The sequence below is a fragment of the Streptomyces echinoruber genome (genome assembly GCF_014651135.1).
Taxonomy (GTDB): domain Bacteria; phylum Actinomycetota; class Actinomycetes; order Streptomycetales; family Streptomycetaceae; genus Streptomyces; species Streptomyces echinoruber.
Genome location: NZ_BMWH01000006.1, coordinates 223,286 through 248,265, shown reverse-complemented (window position 1 = coordinate 248,265; position 24,980 = coordinate 223,286). Strand labels below are relative to the sequence as shown.

The following is a 24,980-nucleotide window of genomic DNA, read 5'->3' as shown; positions in this document are numbered from 1 at the left end:
CTGTGCCCGGCCGCGGCGCGCGCCACTCCCGCCGCCGCGGGTTTTCACGCGATGGTGCGGTGCCCGGGGCCCGGTGCTCAGTGGGCCGGGTGCTCAGTGAGCCGGGTGCTCAGTGGGCCCGGTGCTCAGTGGGCCGGGTGGCCCGGCCGGATGGTGACGGCGTCGGACAGGCGCAGCAGCGGTGTCCCGTCCCGCCGCTCCCCGCCGACCTCGACCGGTTCCAGGACGAACCCCACGTGGTCGCCGCCGTCGGTGCGCCGCACGACCCGGCCGACGAACCACGCCGCCGCGTCCCGCAGCACCACCGCCCCGCCGTATCCCCGCACCCAGTCGGTGCGGGCGAGCTTGTCCTCCTCGTCCCCGGTGCGGCCGCCGAAGAGCTCGGCCAGGTCGCGCTGGTCCCGGGTGAGCAGGTGCACGGCGAGGACGTCCGCGCGGCAGGCCACCCGGAAGGTCCGGTTGACCCGCGACAGCCACACCGCGTACCGCAGCGGGCTGATCGAGCACTGCGAGGAGAACCCGACCAGGCAGCCGTCCCGCTCCCCGTCGGCCGCGGCCGTCACCACGCACATGTCGGGGTCCAGCCGTCCTGTGAACACGTCCGTATCAGCCATGTTCCGCTGCTACCCCGGTTCCTCCGCGCCATCTCGGCCGGCCGCCGGTCAGGCCCACCGGTCAGCCCCACCGGTCAGGTGCGGGACTCCAGCGCGCGGCGGGTGTCGTCGCCGTAGACGCCGGTCTCGTCGCCGACGATGCCGTACCACTCCTGGAAGCGGGCCACGGCCGCCTCGAGAGCGGCGTCGTAGCGGCCGTCGGTGGAGCCGCCGGTGTAGACGTCCGGGACGCGCAGCAGGCGTTGCTGCAGGTCGGCGACCTGGGGGCCGGTGTCCCCCCGGCGCAGGGTGCCGGCTCCGTCCGGGTCCGCGGGCGCGGCGGAGGCGGATGCGGTGACAGGGACGGACGCGGTGACGGTGGCAGTTGCGGTGGCGGTGGCGGTGGCGGTGGTGGGATTCGGCGCCGGGGGCGCGGTGGACGCGTGGGGGGCCGCCGCCGCGGCGGCGTGGCGGTGCGGCGGCAGCAGGGCGGCGGCACCGAAGCCGACGAGCGCCGCCGCGGCGACGACGAGGACGGCGAGGACGGCGCCCGTCCGGCGCGGGACCGCGCCGGACGGGCGGCCGGAGGTGCGCGGGGCCTCGGGGACGGGCGGGAGTTCCCGGGTGTCGTCCTCGGCGCCGGGGTGCGGCTGCGCGGGCGGCCCGGCCGGGGGGCCGCCGGCCGTCAGCTCGTCCAGCTCCCGCATGAGTTCGGCGAGGGTGTCCGTACGGCGGGGGCGGATGACGCGGATGGGTTCCAGGGGCGGCCGGGCGGTGCCGGCCGGTCCCGGGTCGGAGGGTGTCGACACGCTGCACTCCTTCGCTGCGGTGCGCTCTGCGATGTGCTCTGCGGTGTGCGCGGTGTGCTCGGCCGTGCACGGGCGGTCCATCCCCGCGCAGTGATACGTACCGGGCGCCCGCGTGGTTCAGCGCGGCCCCGGCCACCGCCTCAGGAGCGCACTGAGTTCCCTGTTCTTGCCATTCGGCAGCACTGAGTGCCATTCGGCGCGGCCGGGTGCTACGTTCCCGTTCATGAGCTCCAGCAGTGCGGCACCCCGCCGCAACGACAAGGCCGAGAAGGTCGAAAAGGCCGAGAAGGTCGAAAAGGCTGAGAAGCCGCCGATCCGGGACGCCCTGATCGCCGCGGCCTTCCAGTTGTTCCTGGAGCGCGGCTTCGAGCAGACCACGGTCGACGACATCGTCGCCCTCGCCGGGGTGGGGCGGCGGTCGTTCTTCCGCTACTTCCCCTCCAAGGAGGGCGTGGTCTTCCCCGACCACGAGCGGTGCCTGGCCGACACCACGGCCTTCCTGGCCGCCGGGGAGGAGGACGAGGACCCGGTACGGCGGGTGTGCGACGCGGCCCGCCTGGTGCTGCGCATGTACACCGAGAACCCGGCATTCTCGGTGCAGCGCTACCGCCTCACCAAGAAGGTGCCGGGGCTGCGGGCGTACGAGCTGTCGGTGGTGTGGCGCTACGAGCGGGCGTTCGCCGGGTACCTGCGCGGCCGGTTCGCCGGCCTGCCCGACGGGACGCTGCGGGCCGACGTGATCGCGGCCGCCGTGGTCGCCGCGCACAACAACGCGTTGCGCTCCTGGCTGCGCGCGGACGGGGAGGGCGACGCCGAGGCGGCCGTGGACCGGGCGCTGCGGTACGTGCAGGAGGCCTTCGGCGGCACGGATGCGTCCGGTGCCGCGGAGGGCGGGCGCCCGGACGGCCGCGACGACGTGGTGGTCGTCGTGTCGCGGCGCGCGGCACCGCTGTGGCGGGTGGTGCAGGAGATCGAGTCCGCGCTCGGCCGCGACTGAGTCCGGCGCCGCCGCCGGGTGCCGCCGGGAGATCCGCGAAAATCGAGGGTACGCAGTACCTTTACGAGTGGCACTGCGTGCCATACTCTGACCTCGTGCACGGTGGCACGCCAGCCGCGCACGTGCGTGCACGGGTGACCGCGCACGCGGGATTCCGGCCGAGCGCAGGCGATCATCCGCGCCAGGACAGGGAGTTGACCAGCGTGTACCAGCACTCAGCACATGCCGCGCACCCGGCAGCCGGCGCCCCGGCGGGCGTCCTCGAGCCCGAGGCCCCCGGCGGGGAGGCCCTGTACTACCAGCGCTGCACCTGGTGCGGCACCGCGATGTACCACCGCGTGCTGTGCCCGGTGTGCCGGGGCAGCGACCTGCGCACGGAGCGCAGTGCGGGCACCGGCACGGTCCGCCACTCCACGGTGGTGCACCGCAACACGCCCGCCGCGCGCAACGTGTCGCTGATCGAGATGGCCGAGGGCTTCGTCGTCCGCGGCCGCGTGATGGGTCCCCCCGTCGGCATCCACTGCGGGGACCGGGTGCGGCTGTCCACCGCCAAGGACCCGGTGCGCGGCGAGCCGGTCTTCCAGCTGGTCGACGAGCCCTACCGCGCCTGGAGCTGACGGCTTTCTCCGTCCGCCCCCAGGCTCCCGTGGCGCGGTGCCGCGCCGTGTCCGCACAACGCCGCCGTCCCGTCGGGGAGTTGACGACGACGGTACCGCGGGAGCACCGGCACGCCGGGCCGCCACGCGCCAACGGTGCGCGCGGTCGGCGGAGTTCCGCCCGACGGCACCCGCGGCACCCGCATCCGGGGACGCGGCGGTGACGGGAGCGCGCCGGGACGGCGCGGAGCCGGCGCGCGTGGCCCGCCGTGCCGTACGGCCGACGGCTCCCCGAGGACGCCTCCGGCGTGCCCGCCGCCCGCGAACGGGCCCTTCACCGGGGTCGCCCGCCCTCTTTCGGGGGATCATCCTGTAAGACGGCACGGGCGACAGGGAGCTGCGGTGTGAGCACGAACAACGGGGACGACGGAGACGGCGGGGAAGACGGGGACGCGGTACGGGCGGCGAACGGCGGCGGGACACCGCCGGGCGCCGCGGAGGTGGCGTGCGACGAGTCCGGCTCGGACGGGGAGAACCTCACCACCGGCAACACCGACGTCTTCGCCCACGCCAGCGTGTGCATGCCGCTCGCCGAGGCGGCGGCGTACGTGCAGGAGGTCCGGGACCGGATCCGCTCGCCGGCGGAGGAGTACAAGGCCACCCACCTGTTGCGGGAGAAGCACCGGGCGGTGCTGGAGTGGTTCCTCTCCCCCAGCGGCCCGCTGCACGGGCGGGCCCATGTGGACCTGACGGAGAAGGCGTTCTTCGTCGTCGAGCGGGCGGTGACGCTGCTGCTCGGCGGGGCGGCGGACGCGGCGGCCCCGTTCCGGGCGGGCCCGGAGGTCCTCGACGCGGCGGCCCTGTTCCGGGCGGGTGCGGAGGTCTTCGGGGAGAGCGCGTGGCGACGCTTCCTGGCGGCGTCGAACGGACTGCTGCGCGGCCGCAACGCCGGCGACCCGGCGGCGCCGGTCGAGAACTTCTTCCACGCGCTCGGCGCGCTCGACCGCACCCGGGCCAGCGCGGAGGCGGCGGACGTCCTGGCCCGGCTCGCGGCGGCGCGCCCGCGCGCGGGGGCGGTCCGCTCGGGTCTGGTGCTCGCCCCGCGGACGGCCGTGCCCGTCCTCAACCCGTTGGTGCCCGCCCTGCTGCGCACCGCCGCCCACTGGAGCGCGGACGGCCGTGCCGTGCGGCTCGTGCACGACGAGCAGAACGTACTGACCCCGGACCGCGTCGCCCGGATCGTGCACGAGGCCCGGCGGGCCGGGATCCCGCTGGCCGGGCTGCGGCTCGTCGACTCCCGCCGGGACGCCCGCGTCCAACTCGCCGACTTCCTCGCCGGCATCGCCCGCAAGCTCGCCTCCGACGAGCTCAACGGCCGCGGCGAGGCGGCCCTGACCGCGCTGCTGCGGCCCTACGTCGGCCCCGACTCCGTCTGGGGCGACCGGCGCAGCTGGTACCGCCTGGGCCCGGTCGCGACCGAGCCCGGGGCGGCCCGGGAAGCGCTCCCCGGCCACCGCGTCGGTTCCGGGCCCGCCCCGGTACGCGCCCAACACCTGTGAGTGCGCGCGCAACACCCGTGCCCGCACGTGCCGCGATGAAGACCCGCGCGCTGAACACGCCCGCGTTCCGGCACGTATGGAGGTGAGGGGCGCTCGACGACCGGAGTGCCCCGCGGTGTCGACGCCGCACGTTCGCAGGTTCGGGAGCCATCCATGAGGCACGCACGACGACGGTTCGTCAAGCGAGTGGTACGGCTGGCGGCCGTCGGCGGACTCCTGCTCGGGGGCGTGATGGTCACCCAGGCCGTGGCGAGTGAACCGCCCGGCACCACCGCCGCTCCGCGCACCCTGGCGAAGCCGGCCGCCGGCGTCGGCGAGCAGCTCGTCTCCCGGCTCGGCACGGACCGCACGGCGGGCACCTGGATCGCCGCCGACGGGCGGCCGGTCGTCGCCGTCACCGACGCCCGTGCGGCGGCACAGGTGCGGCAGGCCGGGGCCGAGGCGAAGATGGTGCACCACAGCATGCGCCAACTCAAGGCGGCGGCGGCCGCGTTGCGGGCCGCACCCCGGGTGGCGGGCACGGCCTGGTCGGTGGACTACCGGACCAACGAGGTGGTGGTGCAAGGCGACCGGACCGTCTCCGCCGCCGACTGGTCCCGGCTGACCCGTGTCGCCCACGGCATCGGCGGCTACGTCCGCATGGAGCGCACCCGGGGCGCCTTCACCACCCGGCTCAACGGAGCGCAGCCCATCCTGTCCACGAACGGGCGCTGCTCGGCCGGCTTCAACGTCACCGACGGGCGCAGCGACTTCATCCTCACCGCCGGGCACTGCGGGCCCACCGGCTCGATCTGGTTCGCCGACAACCAGGGCGCGCGGCAGCTCGGCAAGACGGTCGCCGGCACGTTTCCCGGCAGCGACTTCTCCCTCGTGCAGTACGCCGACGGCCGGGCCGGCGACGGGGCCGACGTGGTGGCGGTCGGCGGCGGCAAGGGCGTACGCATCACCGGGGCCGGCGAGGCGGCCGTGGGGCAGCGGGTGTTCCGCAGCGGCAGCACCAGCGGGCTGCACGACGGCGAGGTGACCGGGCTGGACGCGACCGTGAACTACCCGGAGGGCACCGTCACCGGCCTGATCCAGACCACGGTGTGCGCCGAACCCGGCGACAGCGGCGGCCCGTTGTTCTCCGAGGGGATCGCCCTCGGGGTGACCTCGGGCGGCAGCGGCGACTGCGCGAGCGGCGGGACGACGTTCTTCCAGCCGGTGACCAAGGCACTGTCCGCGCTCGGCGTGAAACTGATCGTCTCGGCCCAGGAGACCACCGGCCGGACCGGCTCGCCCTCCGCCACGCCCGGCTCCTCGGGCGCGCAGGGCGGCGCGGCGGCCCCCGGCTCGGCCGCGCCCGGTGCGACGGCGCCGATGACGGGCGGCGCGTCGGGCACCACGCTGCTGTCCCGCCTCACCGACCGCCGCAACGCCGGCCCCGGGCTGCTGGTGATCGCGGGCAGCCTGATCGCGCTGGTGGCGACCCGGTACATCCGCGCGGAGCAGGACCGCAGGGACTTCCGGCGCCACTACTCGACGATGTGGGGGTGACGGGCCGCCGGGCCGGCCGGGAACGGCGCCGGGGGAACGGCACCGGCCCGGCTCGCGCCGACACGGCGGGGCGGCCGGGCGGCGGACCGCCGAAGTGATCGAGAGTGATCGAAAGGAATCGAAGGAGTTCACGACGCCGCGGCGGACGGCGGGGGCCGCGCGAGAAGGGCGCCGGCCCGCTCAGGGGGTACCCCGCCGCGGAAATCCGGGCCGGGGCGGGGTAGGCGGTCAGGCGGCCTTCGCCGGGCGCGGCAGGGCGGCCGCCCATTCCAGGACGAGCCGCCGGTACTCCTCGCGCTGCTCGACGCTCAGTGTCCCGCCCGACCGGAGCCACAGGGCCCGGATCTCCTCGTTGACCTCGGCAGCCGATCGCTCGGAGACGGGTTCAGGAGTGGTGGACATGCTGTGAAGCATACGGGGCCCGGCGTGAAGGCGGAGTGAGTAAAAACCGAACAACACGGATATCGCGGACGTGTCGCTGCTCACGTCCCACGGGCTTGTCCCCGGCGGGAGTTGCGCAGGTCACGCCTCCACGGCGCCGAGCACCAGAACCTGGATGGCCAGCACGGCGGCGCCGCGCGCCCAGTCGTGGAAGTCGGAGACCCTGACCTCCAGGTCGACGGGTGCGGCCATCGGATGACGGTGCGCGCGCAGCGTGGTGCGCACCGTGTCGCCGGCCACGTCCATCAGCCCCACGCCCTCACCGGCCAGCAGGATCTTCTGCGGCATGACGAAGTTGGCGATCTGGGCGACGAGGATGCCCAGGGCCCGGGCCGCCTCGCCGACGACCCGGGCGGCCATGGGTTCACCGGCGGCGGCGCCGGCGAGGATCTCCTCGTAGGTCGTCTCCCGGCCGGTGGCGGCCTGAACCTGGTAGCGGATGCTGGGGATGGTCAGCAGGGAGACGGCGCTGCCGCGCTCGCCGGTGGGGGTGAGCGGGCCGTACGGATCGATGATCCAGTGCCGCCCGAACCCGCGGTCCTCCTCGGCGCAGGGCACCCGCCTGCCGCCCAGCACCAGCCCGTAGCCGAGGCCGGCGCCGATGGTCAGCACGACGAACCGGTCCAGGCCGCGGCCGGCGCCGAACCAGGTCTCGGCCTCGACCAGGGCGGCGACGTCGTTCTCCACGACGGCCGGCAGCCCGGTGCGCTCCTCCACCAGTGCGGCCAGCGGTACGTCGCGCCAGTGCAGGAAGGGCGACTCGGCGACCACCGACCGCTCCCGCACCAGTCCGCCCACGCCGATGCCGACGCCCCCCAAGGGCGGGAAACCGGCAGCCAGCTCGCCGGTCATCGCGGCCAGCAGGTCGGCCACCCGGCCGGGGTCGTGGGTGGTCAGGGGGCGGTCGAGGCGGGCGACGATGTCGCTGCGCAGCGTGGTGACGACGCCGTAGACCATGTCCTCGGTGACCTTGAAGCCGACGAAGAAGCGGGAGTCGGCGACGACGTCGAGCGGCTGCGAGGGGCGCCCCTGGCGGCCGGCGGCCGGGGCGCCGTTCTCGGGCGTCTCGACGAGCAGGCCGGACTCGATCAGCGGCTTGGTGAGCCGGGTGAGGCTGCCGGCCGACAGGCCGAGCCGCCGGGCGAGCTCGGTGCGCGACAGCGGCCCGTGCACCAGCACCTCGATCGCCACCGCGCGTTCGCCCGGGCTCAGCGGCAGCCAGCTGGCCATGCGTGCGGTCATGGACGTCGCACTCCCCCAATTTTTTTCGTCACGAAATCAACGAGGTCACTGTAAGGCCGGAATCCTCCGAGACGAAAGATTTCTGCACACCTCTTGACGCGTTGATTCTTCCGCACTGAAAGTAAGTGGCCATCCAGGACGAGCCGCCGCGGACGAGGGAGTCACCGATGACCATCGCCTCCAGCAGCCCTCCGCCCAGTCTGCCGCTGCGCGGTGCGGAGGGAGCCCCGACCACACCGACGGCACGCGGGGCGAGGACGCGCGAGGACGGGGGCGACGGGCGCCTGGCGGCGCTGTTCGTCGCCCCGGCGATGCTGGGCTTCCTCGTCTTCCTGCTCTGGCCGACGCTGCGGGGCATCTATCTCAGCTTCACCCGCTACAACCTGCTGACCCCCGCGGAGTGGGTGGGTCTGGACAACTACGTCCGCATGGTCAACGACCCCATCTTCTGGAACTCGCTGTGGGTCACCGTCGAGTACGTGGTGATCAACATCGGGGTGCAGACCGTCGCCGCGCTGGCCATCGCCGTACTGCTGCAGCGGCTGTCGCAGTCGGCGGTGCTGCGCGGGATCGTCCTCGCGCCGTACCTGCTGTCGAACGTCGTCGCGGGCATCGTCTTCCTCTGGATCCTCGACACCCAGCTCGGCATCGGCAACGAGATCATCGGGGCGCTCGGCTTCGACCACATCCCGTTCCTCGCCGACGAGCACTGGGCCATCCCGACGATCGCCCTGATCAACGTGTGGCGGCACGTCGGCTACACCGCGCTGCTGCTCTTCGCCGGTCTGCAGGCCATCCCCAACGACATGTACGAGGCGGCGAAGGTGGACGGCGCCGGCGAGTGGCGGATGTTCTGGCGGATCACGCTGCCGCTGCTGCGTCCGGTGCTGGCGGTCGTGCTGATCATGACGGTGATCGGTTCGTTCCAGGTGTTCGACACGGTCGCCGTGACCACACAGGGCGGTCCGGCCAACGCCACCAACGTGCTCCAGTTCTACCTCTACGGCGCCGCCTTCGGCCGCTTCCAGTTCGGCTACGCCTCGGCGATGTCGGTCGCCCTGCTGGTGGTGCTGACCGCGATCACGATCATCCAGTACCGGCTCACCCGGGCCGGCCGGACCGACCTCGGCTGACGGAAGGGAGTTGACCGACATGGCTGCCGTGGCCACCACCACGCCCCCCGTGCGCGTACGGCGCAGGCCGTCCGTCGGCCGGATCGCCGCCTGGACGGTGATGGGCGCGATCGTCCTCGTGACGCTGCTGCCGTTCTACTGGATCCTGCGCACCGCGCTGTCGGCCAACCCCGCGCTCGCCGCGCACCCCGGCGACCCGCTGCCCGTGGACTTCACGCTCGGGGGCTTCGAGCGGGCCCTCGGCCTGCAGTCCACCGCTGAGGCGATCGCCCAGGGCGGTGCGGGCGGCGGGCTGAAGTTCTGGCGCTACCTGCTCAACTCGGTGTTCGTCTCCACGCTGATCACCGTCTGCCAGGTGTTCTTCTCCGCGATGGCCGCGTACGCCTTCGCGCGGCTGCGCTGGCGCGGCCGGGACAAGGTGTTCGCGCTGTTCCTGGCCGGCCTGATGGTGCCGTCCATCTTCACGCTGCTGCCGAACTTCGTGCTCATCAAGCAACTCGGCCTGGTGGACAGCCTGCTGGGCATCGCACTGCCGACGATGTTCATGACGCCGTTCGCGGTCTTCTTCCTGCGGCAGTTCTTCATGAACATCCCCCGCGAGGTGGAGGAGGCGGCGCTGCTGGACGGCGCCGGGAAGATCCGGGTCTTCTTCAAGGTGATGCTGCCGATGGCGTCCACCCCGATCCTGACGCTGGGCGTGCTGACGTACATCACGTCCTGGAACGACTACTTCTGGCCGCTGATGGTCTCCTACAGCGACAGCTCGCGGGTGCTCACCGTGGCCCTGGCGATCTTCCGGGCGCAGACCCCGCAGAGCGGCTACGACTGGTCCGGTCTGATGGCGGCGACGCTCATCGCCGCGCTGCCGATGCTGGTGCTCTTCGCCTGCTTCGCCCGCCGGATCGTCAGTTCCATCGGCTTCACCGGGATCAAGTGAGGGGACAGACATGCGAATTCGTACAGTCGCTGCGCTGACGGGCGCGCTCGCGCTGTCCCTGACCGGGTGCGCGAACGGCAATGGCGCCCAGGGCAGCGGGCCGAACACGGTGACGTACTGGCTGTGGGACGCCAACCAGCTGCCCGCCTACCAGGCCTGCGCCAAGGGCTTCGAGAAGGAGAACCCGGGCCTGAACGTCCGGATCACCCAGCTGGGCTGGGACGACTACTGGACCAAGCTGACCGCGAGCTTCATCGCGGGCACCGAGCCGGACGTGTTCACCGACCACATCCAGAAGTTCGGCCAGTTCGCCGACCTGAAGGTGCTCGAGCCGCTGGACGACCTCGGCATCAACCCCTCCGACTACCAGAAGGGGCTGGCCGACAACTGGATCGCGCAGGACGGGCACCGCTACGGCGCCCCCAAGGACTGGGACACGGTCGCCCTCTTCTACAACAAGAAGATGACCGACCAGGCCGGGCTCACCCCCGAGAAACTCAACAGCCTGGACTGGAACCCGAAGGACGGCGGCAGCTTCGAGAAGGCGATCGCCCACCTCACGATCGACGCCAAGGGCCGCCGCGGTGACGAGCCGGGCTTCGACAGGAACCACGTCAAGGTGTACGGCCTGGCCACCAACGGCGCCGGATACGGCGACGGGCAGACCCAGTGGAGCCCGTTCACCGGCTCCACCGGCTGGAACTACACCGACAAGGCACGGTGGGGCACGAAGTACCAGTACGACAGCAAGACCTTCCAGTCCACCATCAAGTGGTACTTCGGCCTGGCGAAGAAGGGATACCTCGCCCCGCTGACGGCCTACAGCGGCGGCGCCAACCAGGCCAACGCGCAGGTGGCCTCCGGCAGGGCCGCGATGGCCTTCGACGGCGCCTGGATGATATCGACGTACTACGGCTTCAAGGGCGTCAAGATCGGTACCGCGTTCACGCCGGTCGGCCCCAGCGGCAAGCGGGCCACCATGATGAACGGCCTGGCCGACTCGATCACCAGGAACGCCCGCAACAAGCCGGGCGCGATCAAGTGGGTGAAGTACCTGTCGTCCGACAAGTGCCAGAAGACGGTGGGCCGTTACGGCATCGTCTTCCCGGCCACGCCCGAAGGCACCCGGGCCGCGATCGCCGCCTACCGGAAGAAGGGCATCGACGTCACGGCCTTCACCCGGCCGGTCGCCGACAAGAAAAACTTCAGGACCTTCACCTACCCGATCACGGACTACGCGGCCGATGTGACCGCGCTGATGGCGCCGGCCATGCAGGCGGTCTACAACGGCAGCGCGCCGGTGGGCAGCCTGAAGAAGACCACCGCCCAGATCAACCTGATCCTCTCCCAGTGAGTCAGCAGTCCCGACCAGTGAAGGGCACGCATCCATGACCTTCTCCCTCGGCATCGTCGGCGCCGGGCAGTTCGCCGGCTCGTTCGCCAAGCTGTTCCAGGCGCACCCCGGCGTCCGCGACGTCCACGTCACCGACCTGCTCCCGGAACGGGCCGAGCGGCTCGCCGCCGCGGAGGGCCTGGCCGGCACCTTCCCCTCCTACGAGGCGATGCTGGAGTCCCAGGACGTCGACGCGGTGGCGATCTTCACCCAGCGCTGGACGCACGGCCCGCTGGTGCTGCAGGGCCTGAACGCCGGCAAGCACGTGTACTCGGCGGTGCCCATGGCGATCACCGTGGAGGAGATCGCGGCGATCATCGACGCGGTCAGGGCGACCGGGCTGACGTACATGATGGGCGAGACCAGCCAGTACAACCCGGCGACGGTGTACGCCCGCGAACGGATCGCCGAGGGCGCCTTCGGGCGGCTGTTCTACGCCGAGGGCGACTACGTCCACGACATGGACCTGGGCTTCTACGACGCCTACCGCTACAGCGGCGGCGAGGACTGGAAGGCCACCGCCAGCTACCCGCCGCTGCTGTACCCGACCCATTCCGTCGGCGGCGTGCTCGGGGCCTGGCGGACGCACGCGGTGAGCGTGTCCGCGATCGGTGTCGTCGACGACCGCGGCGACGGCGTGTTCGACAAGGAGGTCAGCCGGTTCGGCAACGACTTCTCCAACGCCACCGCGCTGTTCGAGGTGGCGGGCGGCGGCTCGTTCCGCACCAACGAGTTCCGCCGGGTCGGCTACCCCTCGCACATCCGCGAGTCCCGTTTCCGCTTCTTCGGCACCGAGGGGAGCATGGAGCAGCTCGCCACGGTCGCCCTGTGGCAGGACAAGGAGGGCGTGAAGGACATCTCCGAGCTGCTGGAGCCCAAGCCCACCCTGGCTCCCGACGACCCGTCGCTGCAGCACGTGGCGCCCGAGCTGCGGGCCGCCTTCACCTCGGGCTCGGCCCCGATCCACGACCGTTCCCGGCTGCCGCGGGAGTTCGACCACCTGCCCAACGGGCACGAGGGCAGCCACCACTTCCTGGTGGACGACTTCGTCACCGCGGTCAACACCCGCAGCCTGCCCCCGGTGAACGCGTGGGTCGCGGCCCGCTACACCCTGCCGGGGATCGTCGCGCACCAGTCCGCCCTGCGGGGCGGAGTCCGGCTGGAGATCCCCGACTTCGGGGACGCCCCCGAGGCGTGACGTCCCCTCCGTACGGTCCGGCCGGGTGCCCGTGCCGCGTCAGGTGCCCGGCTTGCGGCCGTAGACGTACACGTCGTCGCCGGTCTTCAGCAGCGACCAGTACTTCTTGGCGTCGGCGGTGGTCATGTTGACACAGCCGTGCGAGCCGGGCGGATTCCACATGCTGAGGTTGACCGAGTGGAAGGCCTGCCCGCCGTCGAAGAACTGGCTGTAGGGCATGGGCACGTGGTAGACCGTCGACACGTGGTCGATGTCCCGCCAGTAGATCTTCTTCAGACCGGTGCGGGTCTCGTACCCGTCGCGCCCGGTGCGCACCGGCACGGGGCCGTACACCAGCCGGCTGCCGTCCTGGATCCAGCTGAGCTGGAGCGTGAGGTTCACGCAGGCGATACGGCCCTTGTCGGTGGGGCACTTGCCGTCCTTGTTGGGGTTGTTCCCCACGGCCTTCTGCTTGTTCATCAGGTCCATCACGCCCCAGGTGACCGGGCCGGCGTAGCCGATGGCGGGCGTGATGCCGTGCTTGTTCTGGAAGGCCTGGATGGCCTTGCAGTCGGCGGAGGACTGCCTGCCGTCCACCGGGCGGCCCAGGAACTTCTCCACCTGCTTCTGGTACGGCCCGGTCTGCGTCGTACAGCTCGCGGCCTGCGCCGGTGCGGCGCCCAGGGCGAGTGTGAGCGGCGCCACCAGCGCGGTGGCACCCAGCGCCGCGGCGCCTCGTCTGCGTGCGGTTCCCATCGTGTGCGGCCTCCCCCTCCGTGCGGTCGTCGGATCGCATCCCGCGGTCCCTGTACGTTAGACCCGCGTCCGGGGGCATCGGTTGTAGGGGGGTCGGCCTGGGACGAAACGGTGACACACGTCCCCGCCCGGGCGGTTCGGGCGGGGATGCGCGCGTCAGCGGTATCCGGTCGTGTCCGCCGGCCGGCCCGCGTCCTGGACCTCCACCAGGTAGCGCCACGCGTCGGGGCGGCTGCCGTCGAGGTCGGTGAAGCCGTAGACCTGGGCGAGGCCGCCGCTGGAGAGCGACCGCCCGTTGAAGCGGGCCCGGTCGGGGTCGGCGGCGAGGGCGGCGACGGCGCGGCCGACGTAGCGGGGCGTCTCGGAGATGGCGAAGTGGGGGACGCGGTCGAGGGCCTCGCGCCAGGTCTCCTCGGTGACGCCGAAGTGGTCCAGCATCATCTCCGAGCGCAGCCAGCCGGGTGTGAGCGCGACGGCGGTGGCGCCGCGCGGGCCCAGTTCGTGGCCGAGGGCGAAGGCCATGCGCAGTACGGCCGCCTTGGCCAGGTCGTAGAAGAAGGACACCCGGTAGGTGGTGCGGTTGTACTCCTCGGTGCCGTCGGTCATCTCGACGACCAGACCTCCGGGGTGGCGGAGCAGCAGGGGCAGGGCGTGGTGCAGGGTGATCGCGTGGGTGTCCACCGCGAGCCGCAGCAGCCTGAGGCCCTTATCGAGGTCGTGCTCCCAGACGGGGGTGTCCCACTCGAAGAGGGTCTCGCCGCCCCAGATGTCGTTGACGAGGACGTCGAGGCGGCCCTGCTCCCGGTCGACGCGCTCGACCAGCGCCCGCACCTGCGCGGGTTCGAGGTGGTCGGTGGGGACGGCGATGCCCTTTCCGCCGGCCTCGGTGACCAGGTCGGCGGTGTCCTCGATGGTCTCGGGGCGGTCGTACTCCGAGCGGCGCCGGCGCGTGGTGCGTCCGGTGACGTAGACGGTGGCGCCGGCCGCGCCGAGTTCGACGGCGATCCCGCGCCCCGCTCCGCGCGTCGCCCCGGCGACCAGCGCGACCCTGCCGTCCAGCGGACGTGACATGTCCGGCCTCCTGCTTCCTGTCTGCTTCCTGTGCGTGCCTCGTGCCGACGTGTGCCGTGGTGCGCCGCGCCGTCCCAGGCTCGCGTGGAAGCCGGACATCTTCTGTCGTCTTTTCCTGCGGCCTTTCCCGTCGTCCTTCCCTGTCGTCCCTGTCGTCCCTGTCGCCCTCTGCCGTTTTCTGCCATTTTCTGCCGTTTCCCCCTGTCTTCCCGTCGTCTTCGGCCGGGCGGTGCGCGGGAGCGTTGCCGCTCCGGTCCGCGCACCCCCCGCGGCGCCGCGCCCCGGCGGCTCTCAGTACCCCCGCGCGATCCACTCCTGGAGGTGCGGCGCCTCCGCGCCGATGGTGGTCTCCTCGCCGTGTCCGGTCAGGACCCTCGTCTCGGGCGGCAGGGTCAGCAGGCGGTCGCGGATGGAGTCGATGATCGTCGGGAAGTGGGAGTAGGAGCGGCCGGTGGCGCCGGGGCCGCCCTGGAAGAGGGTGTCGCCGGTGAAGACGACGCCCAGGCCGGGGTCGTACAGGCAGACCGCGCCGGGCGCGTGGCCGGGGGTGTGCAGGACGGTGAGGTCGGCGCCCGCGGCCTCGATGACCTGGCCGTCGATGAGCCAGGCGTCGGGGTCCCGGTCGGGGTGGGTCTGCTGCCACAGCGGCAGGTCGTCGTGGTGCAGCCAGATGGTGGCGCCGGTGCGCGCGGCGAGCGCGGGTGCGGCGTTGACGTGGTCGTTGTGGGCGTGGGTGCACACGATGGCGGTCAGCCGGCGGTCGCCGACGGCCTCGGCGACGGCGTCGGCGTCGTGGGCGGCGTCGATGACGACGGCCTCGTGGTCGTCGCCGACGATCCACACGTTGTTGTCGACGTCCCAGGTGCCGCCGTCGAGGGTGAACCGGCCCGAGGTGACGAGGCGTTCGATGCGGGCGGCCGTCACAGCACCACCACCGAGCGCAGCACGTCGCCGTGGTGCATCCGCTCGAACGCCTTCTCCACCTCGTCCAGTTGGATGGTCTCGGTGACGAACGCGGCGAGGTCCAGCCGTCCCTGCAGGTGCAGGTCGATGAGCATGGGGAAGTCCCGGGAGGGCAGGCAGTCGCCGTACCAGGAGGACTTGAGCGCGCCGCCGCGGCCGAAGACGTCGAGCAGGGGCAGCTCCAGCTTCATCTCCGGGGTGGGCACGCCGACGAGGACGACCGTGCCGGCCAGGTCGCGGGCGTAGAAGGCCTGTTGGTAGGTCTCGGGGCGGCCGACGGCGTCGATGACGACGTCGGCGCCGAAGCCGCCGGTCAGGTCGCGGATCGCCTGGACCGGGTCGGTCTCCTGGGAGTTGACGGTGTGGGTGGCACCCATCGTCCGCGCGGTGCGCAGCTTCCGCTCGTCGATGTCCACGGCGATGATCTTCGCGGCGCCCGCCAGGCGGGCCCCGGCGATGGCCGCGTCGCCGACGCCGCCGCAGCCGATGACGGCGACCGAGTCGCCGCGGGTGACCTGACCGGTGTTGACCGCCGCGCCGATGCCCGCCATCACGCCGCAGCCGAGGAGCCCGGCGACCTGCGGGGAGACGGCCGGGTCGACCTTGGTGCACTGGCCGGCGGCCACCAGGGTCTTGTCGGCGAAGGCGCCGATGCCCAGGGCCGGGGACAGCTCGGTGCCGTCGGTCAGGGTCATCTTCTGCCGCGCGTTGTGGGTGTCGAAGCAGTACCAGGGCCGCCCGCGCCGACAGGCCCGGCAACGACCGCACACGGCACGCCAGTTGAGGATCACGAAGTCGCCGGGCGCCACGTCGGTGACGCCCTCGCCGACCGACTCCACCACGCCGGCGGCCTCGTGGCCGAGGAGGAAGGGGAAGTCGTCGGTGATGCCGCCCTGTTTGTAGTGCAGGTCGGTGTGGCACACACCGCACGCCTGCACCTTCACCACCGCCTCTCCCGGCCCCGGGTCCGGCACGACGATGGTCTCGATGCGCACGGGCTCGTTCTTCCCGGGGGCGATCACACCGCGTACTTCCTGCGCCATGGTGGCGGCTCCTTCCGTCGCGTCGGGCGGTGTCCGTCCGTGCCTCCGACCCTACGCGCGACTGATCGCCGGCGACACGATGCGGCGCCCGGCGGGGTTCCGCTTGCCGGGTCCGGTCCGGCGGAGGACCCTCGTACTGGGGCCGTTCGCGGTCCGTCGCCGGCGGGCCGCGGTCCCGTCAAGGAGGTTCATCATGGGCATCGCGGCAGGCCCCGTCTTCGACATGGAGACACTGCGCCGGGGCATCGAGGGAAACACCGCGGAGACGCTGCTGTCGCTGTACGCCGACGACGCGGAGATCCGCATCGTGGACCGCAACGCCCAGCCCAGCCGCCCGATGGTCCTGCACGGCCGTGACGAGATCGGCATGATGCTCAACGACGTCTACGGCCGCAACATGACCCACCGGCTGGAGCAGTGCGTCGTCCAGGGCGACCACGCCGCCTTCGTGGAGTCCTGCGAGTACCCCGACGGGGTGCGGGTGCTGGCCGAGTCGATGCTGTCGCTGCGCGACGGCAAGATCGTCGACCAGATCACGGTCCAGGTCTGGGACGAGTAGACGAGCGGACAGGCGAACGGACGAACAGGCGAACGGACGAACAGGCGGACAGGCGGGCAGGCGAGCAGGCGAGCAGGCGAGCGGAGGACGCAGAGCAGGGAGCAGGACGGAAGCAGGAAGCGGGCGGGTGAGCAGGCGGGTGTCGGACAGGGGGCGCACGGTCCCCGCCCGGCCGCCCAGCCGCCCGGCCCGGTCTTCGCGCCGGCGCCACGGCGCCCGGGGCCGGGCGGCGTCGCGTCCGGGCGCGCTGGGCCGGCCGGACGGACGGGTGCCGCCGTCTGCCGTGTCGCCGCGGGCCGGTGCGGCGCACCGGTGAGGATCGGGGGATGGGCTTTGTGCTGCCGACCCTGTTCGCGCTGCTCGCCGCGTGCTGCAACGCGCTCGCCACCGTGCTGCAGCGCCGCGCGGCACTCACGGTCGAGCAGTCCTCGGGGTTCCGCCTCCGGCTGGTGGGCGACCTGCTGCGGCGCCCCGTCTGGCTCGCCGGCGTCCTGGCCATGACCGCCGCGGGGGTGTGGCAGGCGGTGGCCCTCGCCACCGGTCCGCTCTCCCTCGTCCAGCCGCTGTTCGTCCTCGAACTGCCGCTGGCCCTGCTGTTCGCGTCGCTCGTCACGCGCCGGCGCCTGCCGGGCGCGCAGGTGCGGGACGTGTCGGTCGTCGTCGCCGGGCTGGCGCTGGCGCTCCTGTCCGCCTCGCCCGCCGGCAACCGCACGCGCGTGTCCCTCGACCGGTGGCTTCCCGTCCTGGTCGGGTGCGCGGCCGCGGTCCTCGTCCTGGCCGCGGCCGGGCTGAGGCGCCCGCCCGGCAGGGCGCGGGCCGGCTGCCTCGGCGCGGCCACGGCGATCTGCTTCGCGGTGACGGCCGGTCTGATGAAGACCGCGGTGCACGTCCTCGCCGAGGACGGTGTCACGGGGTTCCTCACCGCCTGGCAGACCTACGGCTTCGCCGCCGCCGGCGTCTGCGCCGTGCTGCTGCTGGGCCACGCCATGCAGGGCGGGCCGTTGGTGGCCTCCCAGCCCGCGCTCACCCTCGGCGACGCCACCGTGAGCCTGCTGCTCGGCGTGCTCGTGTACGAGGAGCACGTGCGGACCGGCTGGTGGGTGCTGCCGGAGCTGCTGGGTGCCGGGCTGGTCGTCGGCGGGGTGTTCGGCCTCGCCACGAGCGGGGTGAGCTCGGCGTAGAGCGGAGACGGAAGCCGGGGGACGGGGGACCGGGGACGAGGGCCGGGGGCCGGGAGTCCGGAGCCGGAGCCGGGAGGGGCCGGGAGGCGCCGGGGACGGTGCCGGTACGCCGGCTCCGGCGCCGCGCCGCCCGCCTCCTACCCGGCGGGACCGCTCCCTTCCTCCCGGCGGTGGGCGGTGCGGCGGCCGGACCCCGGCCAGTCCGGGGGGCGCAGGACGGCGAGGAGCTGGCGGACGAGTTCGTCGACGACCTCGTCCAGGGTGGCGTCCACCCAGCCGGCGTTCCAGTCGTGGAGGAGGCCGTTGACGCTGCCGATGAAGGCGGTGGCGGCGATGCGGTAGTCGCGTGCGGCGGCCTCCCCGCGGGCGGCGGCCGCGTCGGCCTCGGCGCAGATGAGGTCGACCCAGCGGGCGCGGCGGGCCAGGCGCTGCCGCTCCAGGCGGGGGCTGACGCCGACGATCTCGACGAAGGTGATGCGGATGCGGCGCGGGTCGGCGGTGACGCTTCGGGCGTAGGCCCGGAACAGGGCGGCGGCGCGCTCGGGCAGCGGGAGGTGGGCGGCGTCGGCGGAGGCGGCCAGGACCGCCTGCTCGGCCCAGTCGTTGACCTGGAGGTGGAGGGCGGCCAGGACGTCCTCCAGGGTGCGGAACTCCTCGTAGAACTGCCGTGTCGACAGACCGGCCGCCTCGCTGAGTCCCGCCACCGTCGTGCCGCGGAAGCCGGGGCTGTCGCCGAAGAGTTGGAGGGCGGCGTCCAGGAAGCGGCGGCGGCGTTCGGCCTGCCGCTCGGCGGCCGACTTCCCGGCGTAGCGGCCGGTCGGCCCCCTCAGCCTGCCCGCCACGGTCCCTCCCCTCGTCCGCGCGGCCGTCCCGCCCGGCGGCCAATTTTGTCGTGTACGCAGTCTTGTGGAGAAGGCCACCCCCTCCTTACTTTTCAGTAAGTTCTTTTGAATGCACGCGTGTTCAGATTCTCCGGCTCGCGTGTTACGGACCTCGGCTCGCCGCGCCCGGAGCCGCCGCGCCGCGCGAGCGTTCCCCCACACCCCCGAGGAGTACATCCCCATGCCTGCCTTCAGACCCGGGCACCTCTGCTCCATGGCCGCCGCCCTCGCCCTGCTGGCCGCCGCGCCCGCGTCCGCCGCCACCGCGGACCCCTCCCCCGGCCTGCGCGAGGTGCTGTTCGTCGGCAACAACTGGGACGGCACCGCGGACGTCATCGAGTCCTCCGGCGACTTCGCGAGGATCGGCCGCATCAACGTCGTTCCCGACAAGGCGCAACGGATGGCGGAGATCAACGCCGACCCCGTCCGGTGGATCTACTTCCAGGCGATCCGCAACAGCGTCGGCGAGGGCCACGACCAGTTCGTCGACGACATGTACTCCACCCCGGACGGGAAGTCCGTGGTCGTCTCCCGGCCCAGCTTCGCCGACGTCGTCTCCCTCGACCTCGCCACCGGAAAGATCAACTGGCGTTTCCCGGTGGCCGGTTACCGCTCCGACCACATGGCGGTCTCCCCCGACGGCACCCGGGTCGCGGTCTCCGCCTCCACGGCGAACAAGGTGCACGTGCTCGACATCGGCACCGGAAAGGAGCTGGGCTCCTTCGCCACCGGCGACAAGCCCCACGAGAACATCTTCACCAAGGACGGCAAGTACCTCTGGAACATGTCCATCGGCGACGTCAACACCGCGCTCGACGACCCGGGCTGGGACTGGACGAAGGGCGACCGGCACATCACGGTCGTCGACGCGGACACCTACCGGCAGGTCAGGGTCGTCGACATGCGGCAGCGCCTGGACGCCGCCGGTCTGAAGGACTTCTCCGACGCCGTCCGCCCCGCCGTCTTCTCCCCCGACGAGTCCAAGCTGTACTTCCAGGTCTCCTTCTTCAACGGCTTCCTGGAGTACGACGTCGCCACCGACCGGATCATCCGGGTCAAGACCCTCCCGAAGAACCCGGCGACCAGCGAGGACCGCACCACCTGGGTCAACGACTCGCGCCACCACGGGATCTCGATGAACCCCTCCGGCACCAAGCTGTGCGTGGCGGGCACGATGGACGACTACGCGACCGTCGTCGACCGCGCCACCCTCCAGGAGGGCCCGCTGGTCGCCGCCTCCAAGCCGTACTGGGCCACCGTCAGCGGCGACGGCAAGGACTGCGTCGTCTCCGAGAGCGGCGCCGACCGGGTCACGGCCATCGACTTCGCCACCGGGCGCAAGACGGTGTCCGTGCCGGTCGGCGACCACCCGCAGCGGGTACGGCTGGGGCACGTGGCCGCCGACTGGACCTCGCCGCCGGCCGGCTGACCGGCTTCGCGGCCCGCGCCGGCGGCCGTACCGGTCGCCGGCGGTGCCGCGGGTGGAGCCGGAGACGGTGCGCCCACGTCTGCCGGGTGTGGTGCGGTTCGGTCACGTCTGCCGGGTGTTGGGCGTTTCGTTCACGTCTGCCGGGTGTGGGGCGGCACCGGCGGTCACCCCGCCGTCCGCGGCGGCAGCCGGTGCAGCCGGACCTCCGCCAGCGCGCCGCCGGCCACGGTGGCGGTCATGTACGTGCAGAAGGGCTGACGGCGCCGGTCGGTCGGGGAACCCGGGTTGAGCAGGCGCAGTCCGGTGGGCGCGGTGGTGTCCCACGGGATGTGGCTGTGGCCGAAGACCAGCACGTCCAGGTCCGGGAAACGGGCGGCGCAGCGGGCCTCGCGCCCCCGGGCGGGCCCGGTCTCGTGCACGACGCCGAGACGCAGCCCGTCCAGCTCCGCGCGGGCCACCTCGGGCAGCCGGGCGCGCAGGTCGGGGCCGTCGTTGTTGCCGTACACGCCGATCAGGCGGCGGGAGCGTTCCGCCAGCAGGTCCAGGGTGGCCGCGTCCACCCAGTCGCCGGCGTGCACGACCACGTCGGCGCGCGGCAGTTCGGCCAGCAGCGGTTCGGGAAGCCGCTTGGCGCGCCGGGGCAGGTGGGTGTCGCTCACGAGAAGCAGCCGCACGTCTCCAGCGTAGTGCGGGCCACGGCCGCGACCCTGGCCGCCCTCGAGGGCCACGGGCTGATCCGGCGCACCCCGGACCCCGGCGACGGCCGCCGCCGGCTCGTCACCCTCACCGAGGCCGGCCGCACCCGCATCGAGGGCGGCCGCACCCGCATCGAGGGCGGCCGGCAGGTGCGCGAGGAGTGGCCGGCCCATGCCCTGCAGGAGCGCTGCGTGGAGGAGGAGCGGGCCACCGTCCTCCAGGCGCCGGCGCTCCTGGAACGGCTGACATGGCCATGAGCTCCGAACCGATACCCGCCGGCCGGGAGGCGGACCGCGCGGCCCGCACCCGACGCATCTTCCCCCGTCCGGGCGAGACCGGCGGCACCGCCGGGATTCCGGCGCTCCTGGCCACAACGCACCGCTGACGCGCGGAGGGGGAACCGTCCCCATCCACCGGTGAGCGCCGTGTTCCGCGTCCTGCCGTCACTCCGGGAGAGTTGTGGACATTCGCCGCACAGATGTCCGGGTTAGCATCAGGCCACGTACACGGTGCCACCCGTCGAACGGCAGGCGACAACCTAAGGGGGCCAAGCCGGATGCCGGTCAAGGTCAGCGTCATCGTCCCCGTCTACAACCCCGGTCCCTACATCGAGGACTGCGTCGCCTCCCTGCTGCGCCAGTCGCTGCCCCCCGACGCCTACGAGGTGATCTTCGTCGACGACGGCTCCACCGACGGCACCCCCGCCCGGCTGGACGCGCTCGCCGCCGAACACCCCCACGTCCGGGTCATCCACCAGGAGAACTCCGGCTGGTCCGGCAAGCCCCGCAACGTCGGCATCGCCGCGTCGCGGGGCGAGTACGTGATGTTCGTCGACAACGACGACTACCTCGGCGACGAGGCGCTGGAACGGATGTACGACTACGGGGTGGCCCACGGCGCCGACGTGGTCGTCGGCAAGATGGCCGGCAAGGGCCGCCCGGTGCCGGTGGAGCTGTTCCGCGTCAACCGCCCCCGCGCCACCGTCGAGAACGCGCCGCTGATCGACAGCCTCACCCCGCACAAGATGTTCCGGCGCGCGTTCCTGGACCGCATCGGGCTGCGCTTCCCCGAGGGCAGACGCCGCCTGGAGGACCACGTCTTCGTCACCGAGGCCTACCTGCGCGCGGACAACGTCTCCGTGCTCAGCGACTACGTCTGCTACTACCACGTCCGACGCGACGACGCCTCCAACGCGGGCTTCCAACGCTTCGACCCGGCCGGCTACTTCAAGAACCTGCGCGAGGCCCTCGACGTCGTGGAGCGGTACACCGAGCCCGGGCCGCTGCGCGACCGGCTGCTGCGCCGCTGGCTGCGCAACGAGATCGTGGAGCGGATGCGCGGCCGCCGCCTGCTGGCCCTGCCCGTCGACTACCGCCGGGAGCTGTTCGACGAGATGCACACGGTCGTCGTCGAGCGCTTCGGCCCCGGTGTCGCGGCCGGGCTGCAGCCGGCCCAGCGGATCGTGGCCGCGCTGATCGCCGAGGGCCGGTTCGACGACGTGGTCGCCCTGGCCCGCTGGGAGGCCGCGCTGCGGCCCGCGGCCCGGCCGGAGCGGGTGGAGTGGCGGGGCGGCACGCTGCACGTCGGCTTCGCCGCGGAACTCACCGTGGACGGCGCCCCGCTCCGGGCGCCCGCCGAGCCCGGGACCGTCTCCTTCGACACTCCCCCGCACGACGTCGCCGAGGCGGCGGACCTGCTGGGCGCGGACGCCGCCGCCCGCCTCGCGCAGGCCAGGGTCGATCTGCTGGTGCGGGAGCGCTCCAGCGCCGCCCAGTTCTTCCAGCCGGCCGACTTCACCCGCGAGAAGGTGCCCGCCGGGGACGGCCGCGTCCGTCTGGTGCTGCGCGCCGCGGCCACCGTCGATCCGGCCGCGGCGGCGGGCGGGGTGCCGCTGTGGGGCGGCCTGTGGGACGTCTTCGTGCGGGTCCGGCTCGGCAGCTGGACCCAGGAGTGCCGGCTCGGCCCGGCCCCGCGCCAGGACCGGCCCGCGCCGTACGCCGGTGTCGTGGGCGGTCACGTCGTCCTGCCGTACTGGACCGCCCGGCAGGGCACGCTCGCGCTCGACGTCGACCGGGCGGGCAAGAGCCTCGGGCTCGGCCGTGTCCGCCCGCAGGACGTCACCGTCGCCGGCGAACGGCTGCGGGTGCCGCTGCCGCTGCACGTCCCCGGCGACACCAAGGCGCTGCTGCGGCTCACCGGACCGGCGGCGCCGCTGGAGGTGTCCGGCACCCTGTCGGCCGACGGCACCGGCGCGGTCCTTCAGGCCGCGCTGCCGCCGGCCGGGCTGACGGGCGCACCCCGGCACCCGGAGCTGTGCCTCGCCCCGGACGCCGCCGAGCCGCGCTTCCTGCCGCTGCCGTTCCTGCTGCACCGCTCCGGCTCCCGCGTCCGGGTGAGCCGTCCGCCGCGTCCCGGTGTCCTGCGGCGGCTGGCCGGCCGGGCCCGGCGCGTGCTCGGCGGCATCCGGAGGAGGGCGGCGGCCGCCGCCGGGTCACGACACGGAAGGAGGGCCTGACACCGTGCGGGCGCTGGACATCGAGGGCTCCTGGATCCTGGAGCCGAAGGTCTTCCCCGACGAGCGGGGCACCTTTCACGAGTGGTACCGCGGCCGGGAGTTCCGCGAGGCCACCGGTCACGACCTGACCCTGGCGCAGGCCAACTGCTCCGTCTCCCGCCGGGGCGTGCTGCGCGGGATCCACTTCGCCGACGTACCGCCCGGCCAGGCCAAGTACGTCACGTGCGTGCGCGGCGCGGTGCTGGACGTGATCGTCGACCTGCGGGTCGGCTCACCGGACTACGGCCGGTGGGAGGCGGTGCGGCTGGACGACGACACGCGGCACGCGGTGTTCCTCGCCGAGGGCCTCGGGCACGCCTTCCTGGCGCTCACCGACGACGCCACCGTCATCTACCTGTGCTCCACGGGGTACGCGCCCGAGCGCGAGCACCGGGTGCACCCGCTCGACCCGCAGCTGGGCATCGCCTGGCCGGAGGGCGTCGAGCCGCTGCTGTCCGAGCAGGACCTGCGGGCGCCCTCCCTGGCCGAGGCGGAGCGCGCCGGGCTGCTGCCGTCGTACGCGGACTGCACCGCCCACTACGCGCGGCTGCGCGCCGGGCAGCGGCCCGGCGACTGACGCGGCCCGGTGCCGGGCCGGCCGCGCGGACGGCCCGGCACCGCCGGGGTCAGCGGGTGACCGTCTGCTGCAGGGCGCGGCGCAGCGGCTCCCAGCCGCGGGAGCGCTTGGTGCCGCGGTTGCGGGCGCGCACCAGCGGCGCCCAGAAGCCGGCGCCCAGCAGCGTCTCGGGCTTGACCGCCGAGACCCGGCCGAGGACGGACTCGGGGACCTTCTGCGGGTCGGGCACGTCGTACTCGGCGACGATCTCGTCGTACTTGTCGCGCAGCACGGTGTTGCCGGGGTCCGCGCCGAAGACCAGCATCTGCCCGGTGGGCTGCGTGTCGACCAGGACGGTCACCAGGTCGGGGCGGTAGCGGCCGAGGATCTCGATCAGCTTGTAGACGTCGCCGGTCCAGGCGTCGGTGTGCCGGTTCCGGGCGGCCTCGTCGACGCTGCGCGGCAGCATGTCGTCGAAGACGATGACGCTGGCCCAGTCGGAGTGCCTCTCGATGTTGACGAAGTCCCGCAGCGCGTACTCGAACAGGTGCATGCCGTCGATGAACGACAGGTCCAGCGTGGTGCGCCTCCAGTACCCGAACGGGCTGCGGTTGCGGGCCAGGTTGCGCAGCGGGTGGCGGCCGCCCCTGAGGTGGGCCAGGGGGTTGTCGCGGGCGAAGAAGTCGTCGCTGGTGGCCTTCACCAGGTGCAGGTCGCAGCGCAGCTCCGTGACGACTTTGAAGGCGGGGTCGACCGCGATCGTGGGCACGCGGGACAGCCGCAGGCTGCGGCCGTCGTTGACGCCGATCTCCAGGTAGTTGCGGTTGGCGCAGACCTTGTGCAGCTCCCGCAGGAACTCGTGGCGTTTCACGGGGGCG

25 protein-coding genes are annotated in these 24,980 nt (G+C 73.0%); 14 read left to right on the top strand and 11 right to left on the bottom strand.

The annotated features are described in order from the left end of the window. Positions 1–125 precede the first annotated feature (125 nt). Both IE225_RS11555 and IE225_RS11550 read right to left on the bottom strand, forming a co-directional pair. Complete coding sequence (locus IE225_RS11555) at positions 126–614, bottom strand: flavin reductase family protein (protein WP_190057332.1); 489 nt, start codon at positions 612–614, stop codon at positions 126–128. Positions 615–688: 74 nt separating this feature from the next. Beyond that, entirely contained in the window at positions 689–1,402 is a 714-nt protein-coding gene (locus IE225_RS11550; RefSeq protein WP_229879434.1) for a peptidoglycan-binding domain-containing protein, read from the bottom strand. A 223-nt stretch (positions 1,403–1,625) separates the two neighbouring features. Here IE225_RS11550 and IE225_RS11545 point away from each other — a divergent pair, with 223 nt between their 5' ends. The 4 genes from IE225_RS11545 to IE225_RS11530 all read left to right on the top strand — a co-directional run bounded on the left by IE225_RS11545 (position 1,626) and on the right by IE225_RS11530 (position 6,090). Then, positions 1,626–2,399 (top strand): TetR family transcriptional regulator, encoded by a 774-nt coding sequence (locus IE225_RS11545; protein ID WP_190057330.1) that lies wholly within the window; start codon positions 1,626–1,628, stop codon positions 2,397–2,399. A gap of 203 nt (positions 2,400–2,602) precedes the next feature. Then, positions 2,603–3,016: a Zn-ribbon domain-containing OB-fold protein gene (locus IE225_RS11540; RefSeq protein WP_190057329.1), complete on the top strand. Its 414-nt coding sequence runs from the start codon at positions 2,603–2,605 to the stop codon at positions 3,014–3,016. A 383-nt stretch (positions 3,017–3,399) separates the two neighbouring features. Next, positions 3,400–4,554 (top strand): hypothetical protein, encoded by a 1,155-nt coding sequence (locus IE225_RS11535; protein WP_373303168.1) that lies wholly within the window; start codon positions 3,400–3,402, stop codon positions 4,552–4,554. Between the two features lie 153 nt (positions 4,555–4,707). After that, the gene (locus IE225_RS11530; RefSeq protein WP_190057328.1) at positions 4,708–6,090 is read left to right on the top strand and encodes a S1 family peptidase; all 1,383 of its coding nucleotides are present in this window, start codon (positions 4,708–4,710) and stop codon (positions 6,088–6,090) included. Positions 6,091–6,318: 228 nt separating this feature from the next. On the opposite strand, the gene IE225_RS11525 is transcribed toward IE225_RS11530, so the two are convergent. Both IE225_RS11525 and IE225_RS11520 read right to left on the bottom strand, forming a co-directional pair. Then, positions 6,319–6,504 (bottom strand): hypothetical protein, encoded by a 186-nt coding sequence (locus IE225_RS11525; protein ID WP_190057327.1) that lies wholly within the window; start codon positions 6,502–6,504, stop codon positions 6,319–6,321. A 108-nt stretch (positions 6,505–6,612) separates the two neighbouring features. Beyond that, a complete protein-coding gene (locus IE225_RS11520; RefSeq protein WP_190057326.1) occupies positions 6,613–7,773 on the bottom strand; it encodes an ROK family transcriptional regulator in 1,161 nt (386 codons plus the stop codon). 167 nt (positions 7,774–7,940) lie between these two features. Between IE225_RS11520 and IE225_RS11515 the strand changes: the two genes are divergently transcribed. Genes IE225_RS11515 through IE225_RS11500 form a run of 4 tightly spaced genes read left to right on the top strand, consistent with a single transcriptional unit; the run spans position 7,941 to position 12,434 of the window. Further along, on the top strand, positions 7,941–8,906 hold the full coding sequence (locus IE225_RS11515) for a carbohydrate ABC transporter permease (RefSeq protein ID WP_190057325.1): 966 nt from the start codon (positions 7,941–7,943) through the stop codon (positions 8,904–8,906). A 19-nt stretch (positions 8,907–8,925) separates the two neighbouring features. Next, complete coding sequence (locus IE225_RS11510) at positions 8,926–9,843, top strand: carbohydrate ABC transporter permease (protein ID WP_190057324.1); 918 nt, start codon at positions 8,926–8,928, stop codon at positions 9,841–9,843. 10 nt (positions 9,844–9,853) lie between these two features. After that, on the top strand, positions 9,854–11,197 hold the full coding sequence (locus tag IE225_RS11505; protein WP_190057323.1) for an ABC transporter substrate-binding protein: 1,344 nt from the start codon (positions 9,854–9,856) through the stop codon (positions 11,195–11,197). Positions 11,198–11,231: 34 nt separating this feature from the next. Beyond that, positions 11,232–12,434, top strand: coding sequence for a Gfo/Idh/MocA family protein (locus IE225_RS11500; protein ID WP_190057322.1), 1,203 nt, complete (start codon positions 11,232–11,234; stop codon positions 12,432–12,434). 39 nt (positions 12,435–12,473) lie between these two features. Here the strand turns inward: IE225_RS11500 and IE225_RS11495 are convergent, their stop codons facing one another. The 4 genes from IE225_RS11495 to IE225_RS11480 form a co-directional block, all read right to left on the bottom strand. Next, the gene (locus IE225_RS11495) at positions 12,474–13,169 is read right to left on the bottom strand and encodes a L,D-transpeptidase family protein (protein ID WP_190057321.1); all 696 of its coding nucleotides are present in this window, start codon (positions 13,167–13,169) and stop codon (positions 12,474–12,476) included. A 156-nt stretch (positions 13,170–13,325) separates the two neighbouring features. Further along, complete coding sequence (locus IE225_RS11490; RefSeq protein WP_190057320.1) at positions 13,326–14,240, bottom strand: SDR family oxidoreductase; 915 nt, start codon at positions 14,238–14,240, stop codon at positions 13,326–13,328. A 291-nt stretch (positions 14,241–14,531) separates the two neighbouring features. Continuing rightward, positions 14,532–15,164: an MBL fold metallo-hydrolase gene (locus tag IE225_RS11485; RefSeq protein WP_190057319.1), complete on the bottom strand. Its 633-nt coding sequence runs from the start codon at positions 15,162–15,164 to the stop codon at positions 14,532–14,534. Then, a complete protein-coding gene (locus IE225_RS11480) occupies positions 15,161–16,246 on the bottom strand; it encodes an S-(hydroxymethyl)mycothiol dehydrogenase (RefSeq protein ID WP_190057318.1) in 1,086 nt (361 codons plus the stop codon). Before IE225_RS11480 ends, IE225_RS11485 begins: the two co-directional genes overlap by 4 nt. Before the next feature lie 193 nt (positions 16,247–16,439). Between IE225_RS11480 and IE225_RS11475 the strand changes: the two genes are divergently transcribed. Together IE225_RS11475 and IE225_RS11470 are read left to right on the top strand one after the other, a co-directional pair. After that, on the top strand, positions 16,440–16,805 hold the full coding sequence (locus IE225_RS11475; RefSeq protein WP_190057317.1) for a nuclear transport factor 2 family protein: 366 nt from the start codon (positions 16,440–16,442) through the stop codon (positions 16,803–16,805). Positions 16,806–17,131: 326 nt separating this feature from the next. Continuing rightward, positions 17,132–17,986: a DMT family transporter gene (locus IE225_RS11470; protein WP_190057316.1), complete on the top strand. Its 855-nt coding sequence runs from the start codon at positions 17,132–17,134 to the stop codon at positions 17,984–17,986. 137 nt (positions 17,987–18,123) lie between these two features. Here IE225_RS11470 and IE225_RS11465 read toward each other — a convergent pair whose 3' ends face one another. Further along, a complete protein-coding gene (locus IE225_RS11465; RefSeq protein ID WP_190057315.1) occupies positions 18,124–18,828 on the bottom strand; it encodes a TetR/AcrR family transcriptional regulator in 705 nt (234 codons plus the stop codon). Between the two features lie 220 nt (positions 18,829–19,048). Between IE225_RS11465 and IE225_RS11460 the strand changes: the two genes are divergently transcribed. After that, complete coding sequence (locus IE225_RS11460; RefSeq protein ID WP_190057314.1) at positions 19,049–20,296, top strand: YncE family protein; 1,248 nt, start codon at positions 19,049–19,051, stop codon at positions 20,294–20,296. 164 nt (positions 20,297–20,460) lie between these two features. Here IE225_RS11460 and IE225_RS11455 read toward each other — a convergent pair whose 3' ends face one another. Further along, the gene (locus IE225_RS11455) at positions 20,461–20,970 is read right to left on the bottom strand and encodes a metallophosphoesterase family protein (RefSeq protein ID WP_190057313.1); all 510 of its coding nucleotides are present in this window, start codon (positions 20,968–20,970) and stop codon (positions 20,461–20,463) included. On the opposite strand from IE225_RS11455, the gene IE225_RS11450 reads away from it, so the two are divergent. The 3 genes from IE225_RS11450 to rfbC all read left to right on the top strand — a co-directional run bounded on the left by IE225_RS11450 (position 20,941) and on the right by rfbC (position 24,123). Beyond that, positions 20,941–21,249: a winged helix DNA-binding protein gene (locus IE225_RS11450; RefSeq protein WP_308432480.1), complete on the top strand. Its 309-nt coding sequence runs from the start codon at positions 20,941–20,943 to the stop codon at positions 21,247–21,249. The two genes, IE225_RS11455 and IE225_RS11450, sit on opposite strands and share 30 nt — an antisense overlap. 299 nt (positions 21,250–21,548) lie before the next feature. After that, positions 21,549–23,507 (top strand): glycosyltransferase family 2 protein, encoded by a 1,959-nt coding sequence (locus IE225_RS11445; RefSeq protein ID WP_190057312.1) that lies wholly within the window; start codon positions 21,549–21,551, stop codon positions 23,505–23,507. Between the two features lie 4 nt (positions 23,508–23,511). Further along, complete coding sequence (gene rfbC, locus IE225_RS11440) at positions 23,512–24,123, top strand: dTDP-4-dehydrorhamnose 3,5-epimerase (RefSeq protein WP_190057311.1); 612 nt, start codon at positions 23,512–23,514, stop codon at positions 24,121–24,123. 49 nt (positions 24,124–24,172) lie between these two features. Here rfbC and IE225_RS11435 read toward each other — a convergent pair whose 3' ends face one another. Further along, positions 24,173–24,973, bottom strand: a complete 801-nt coding sequence (locus tag IE225_RS11435) for a class I SAM-dependent methyltransferase (protein ID WP_190057310.1) — start codon at positions 24,971–24,973, stop codon at positions 24,173–24,175. Positions 24,974–24,980 lie beyond the last annotated feature (7 nt).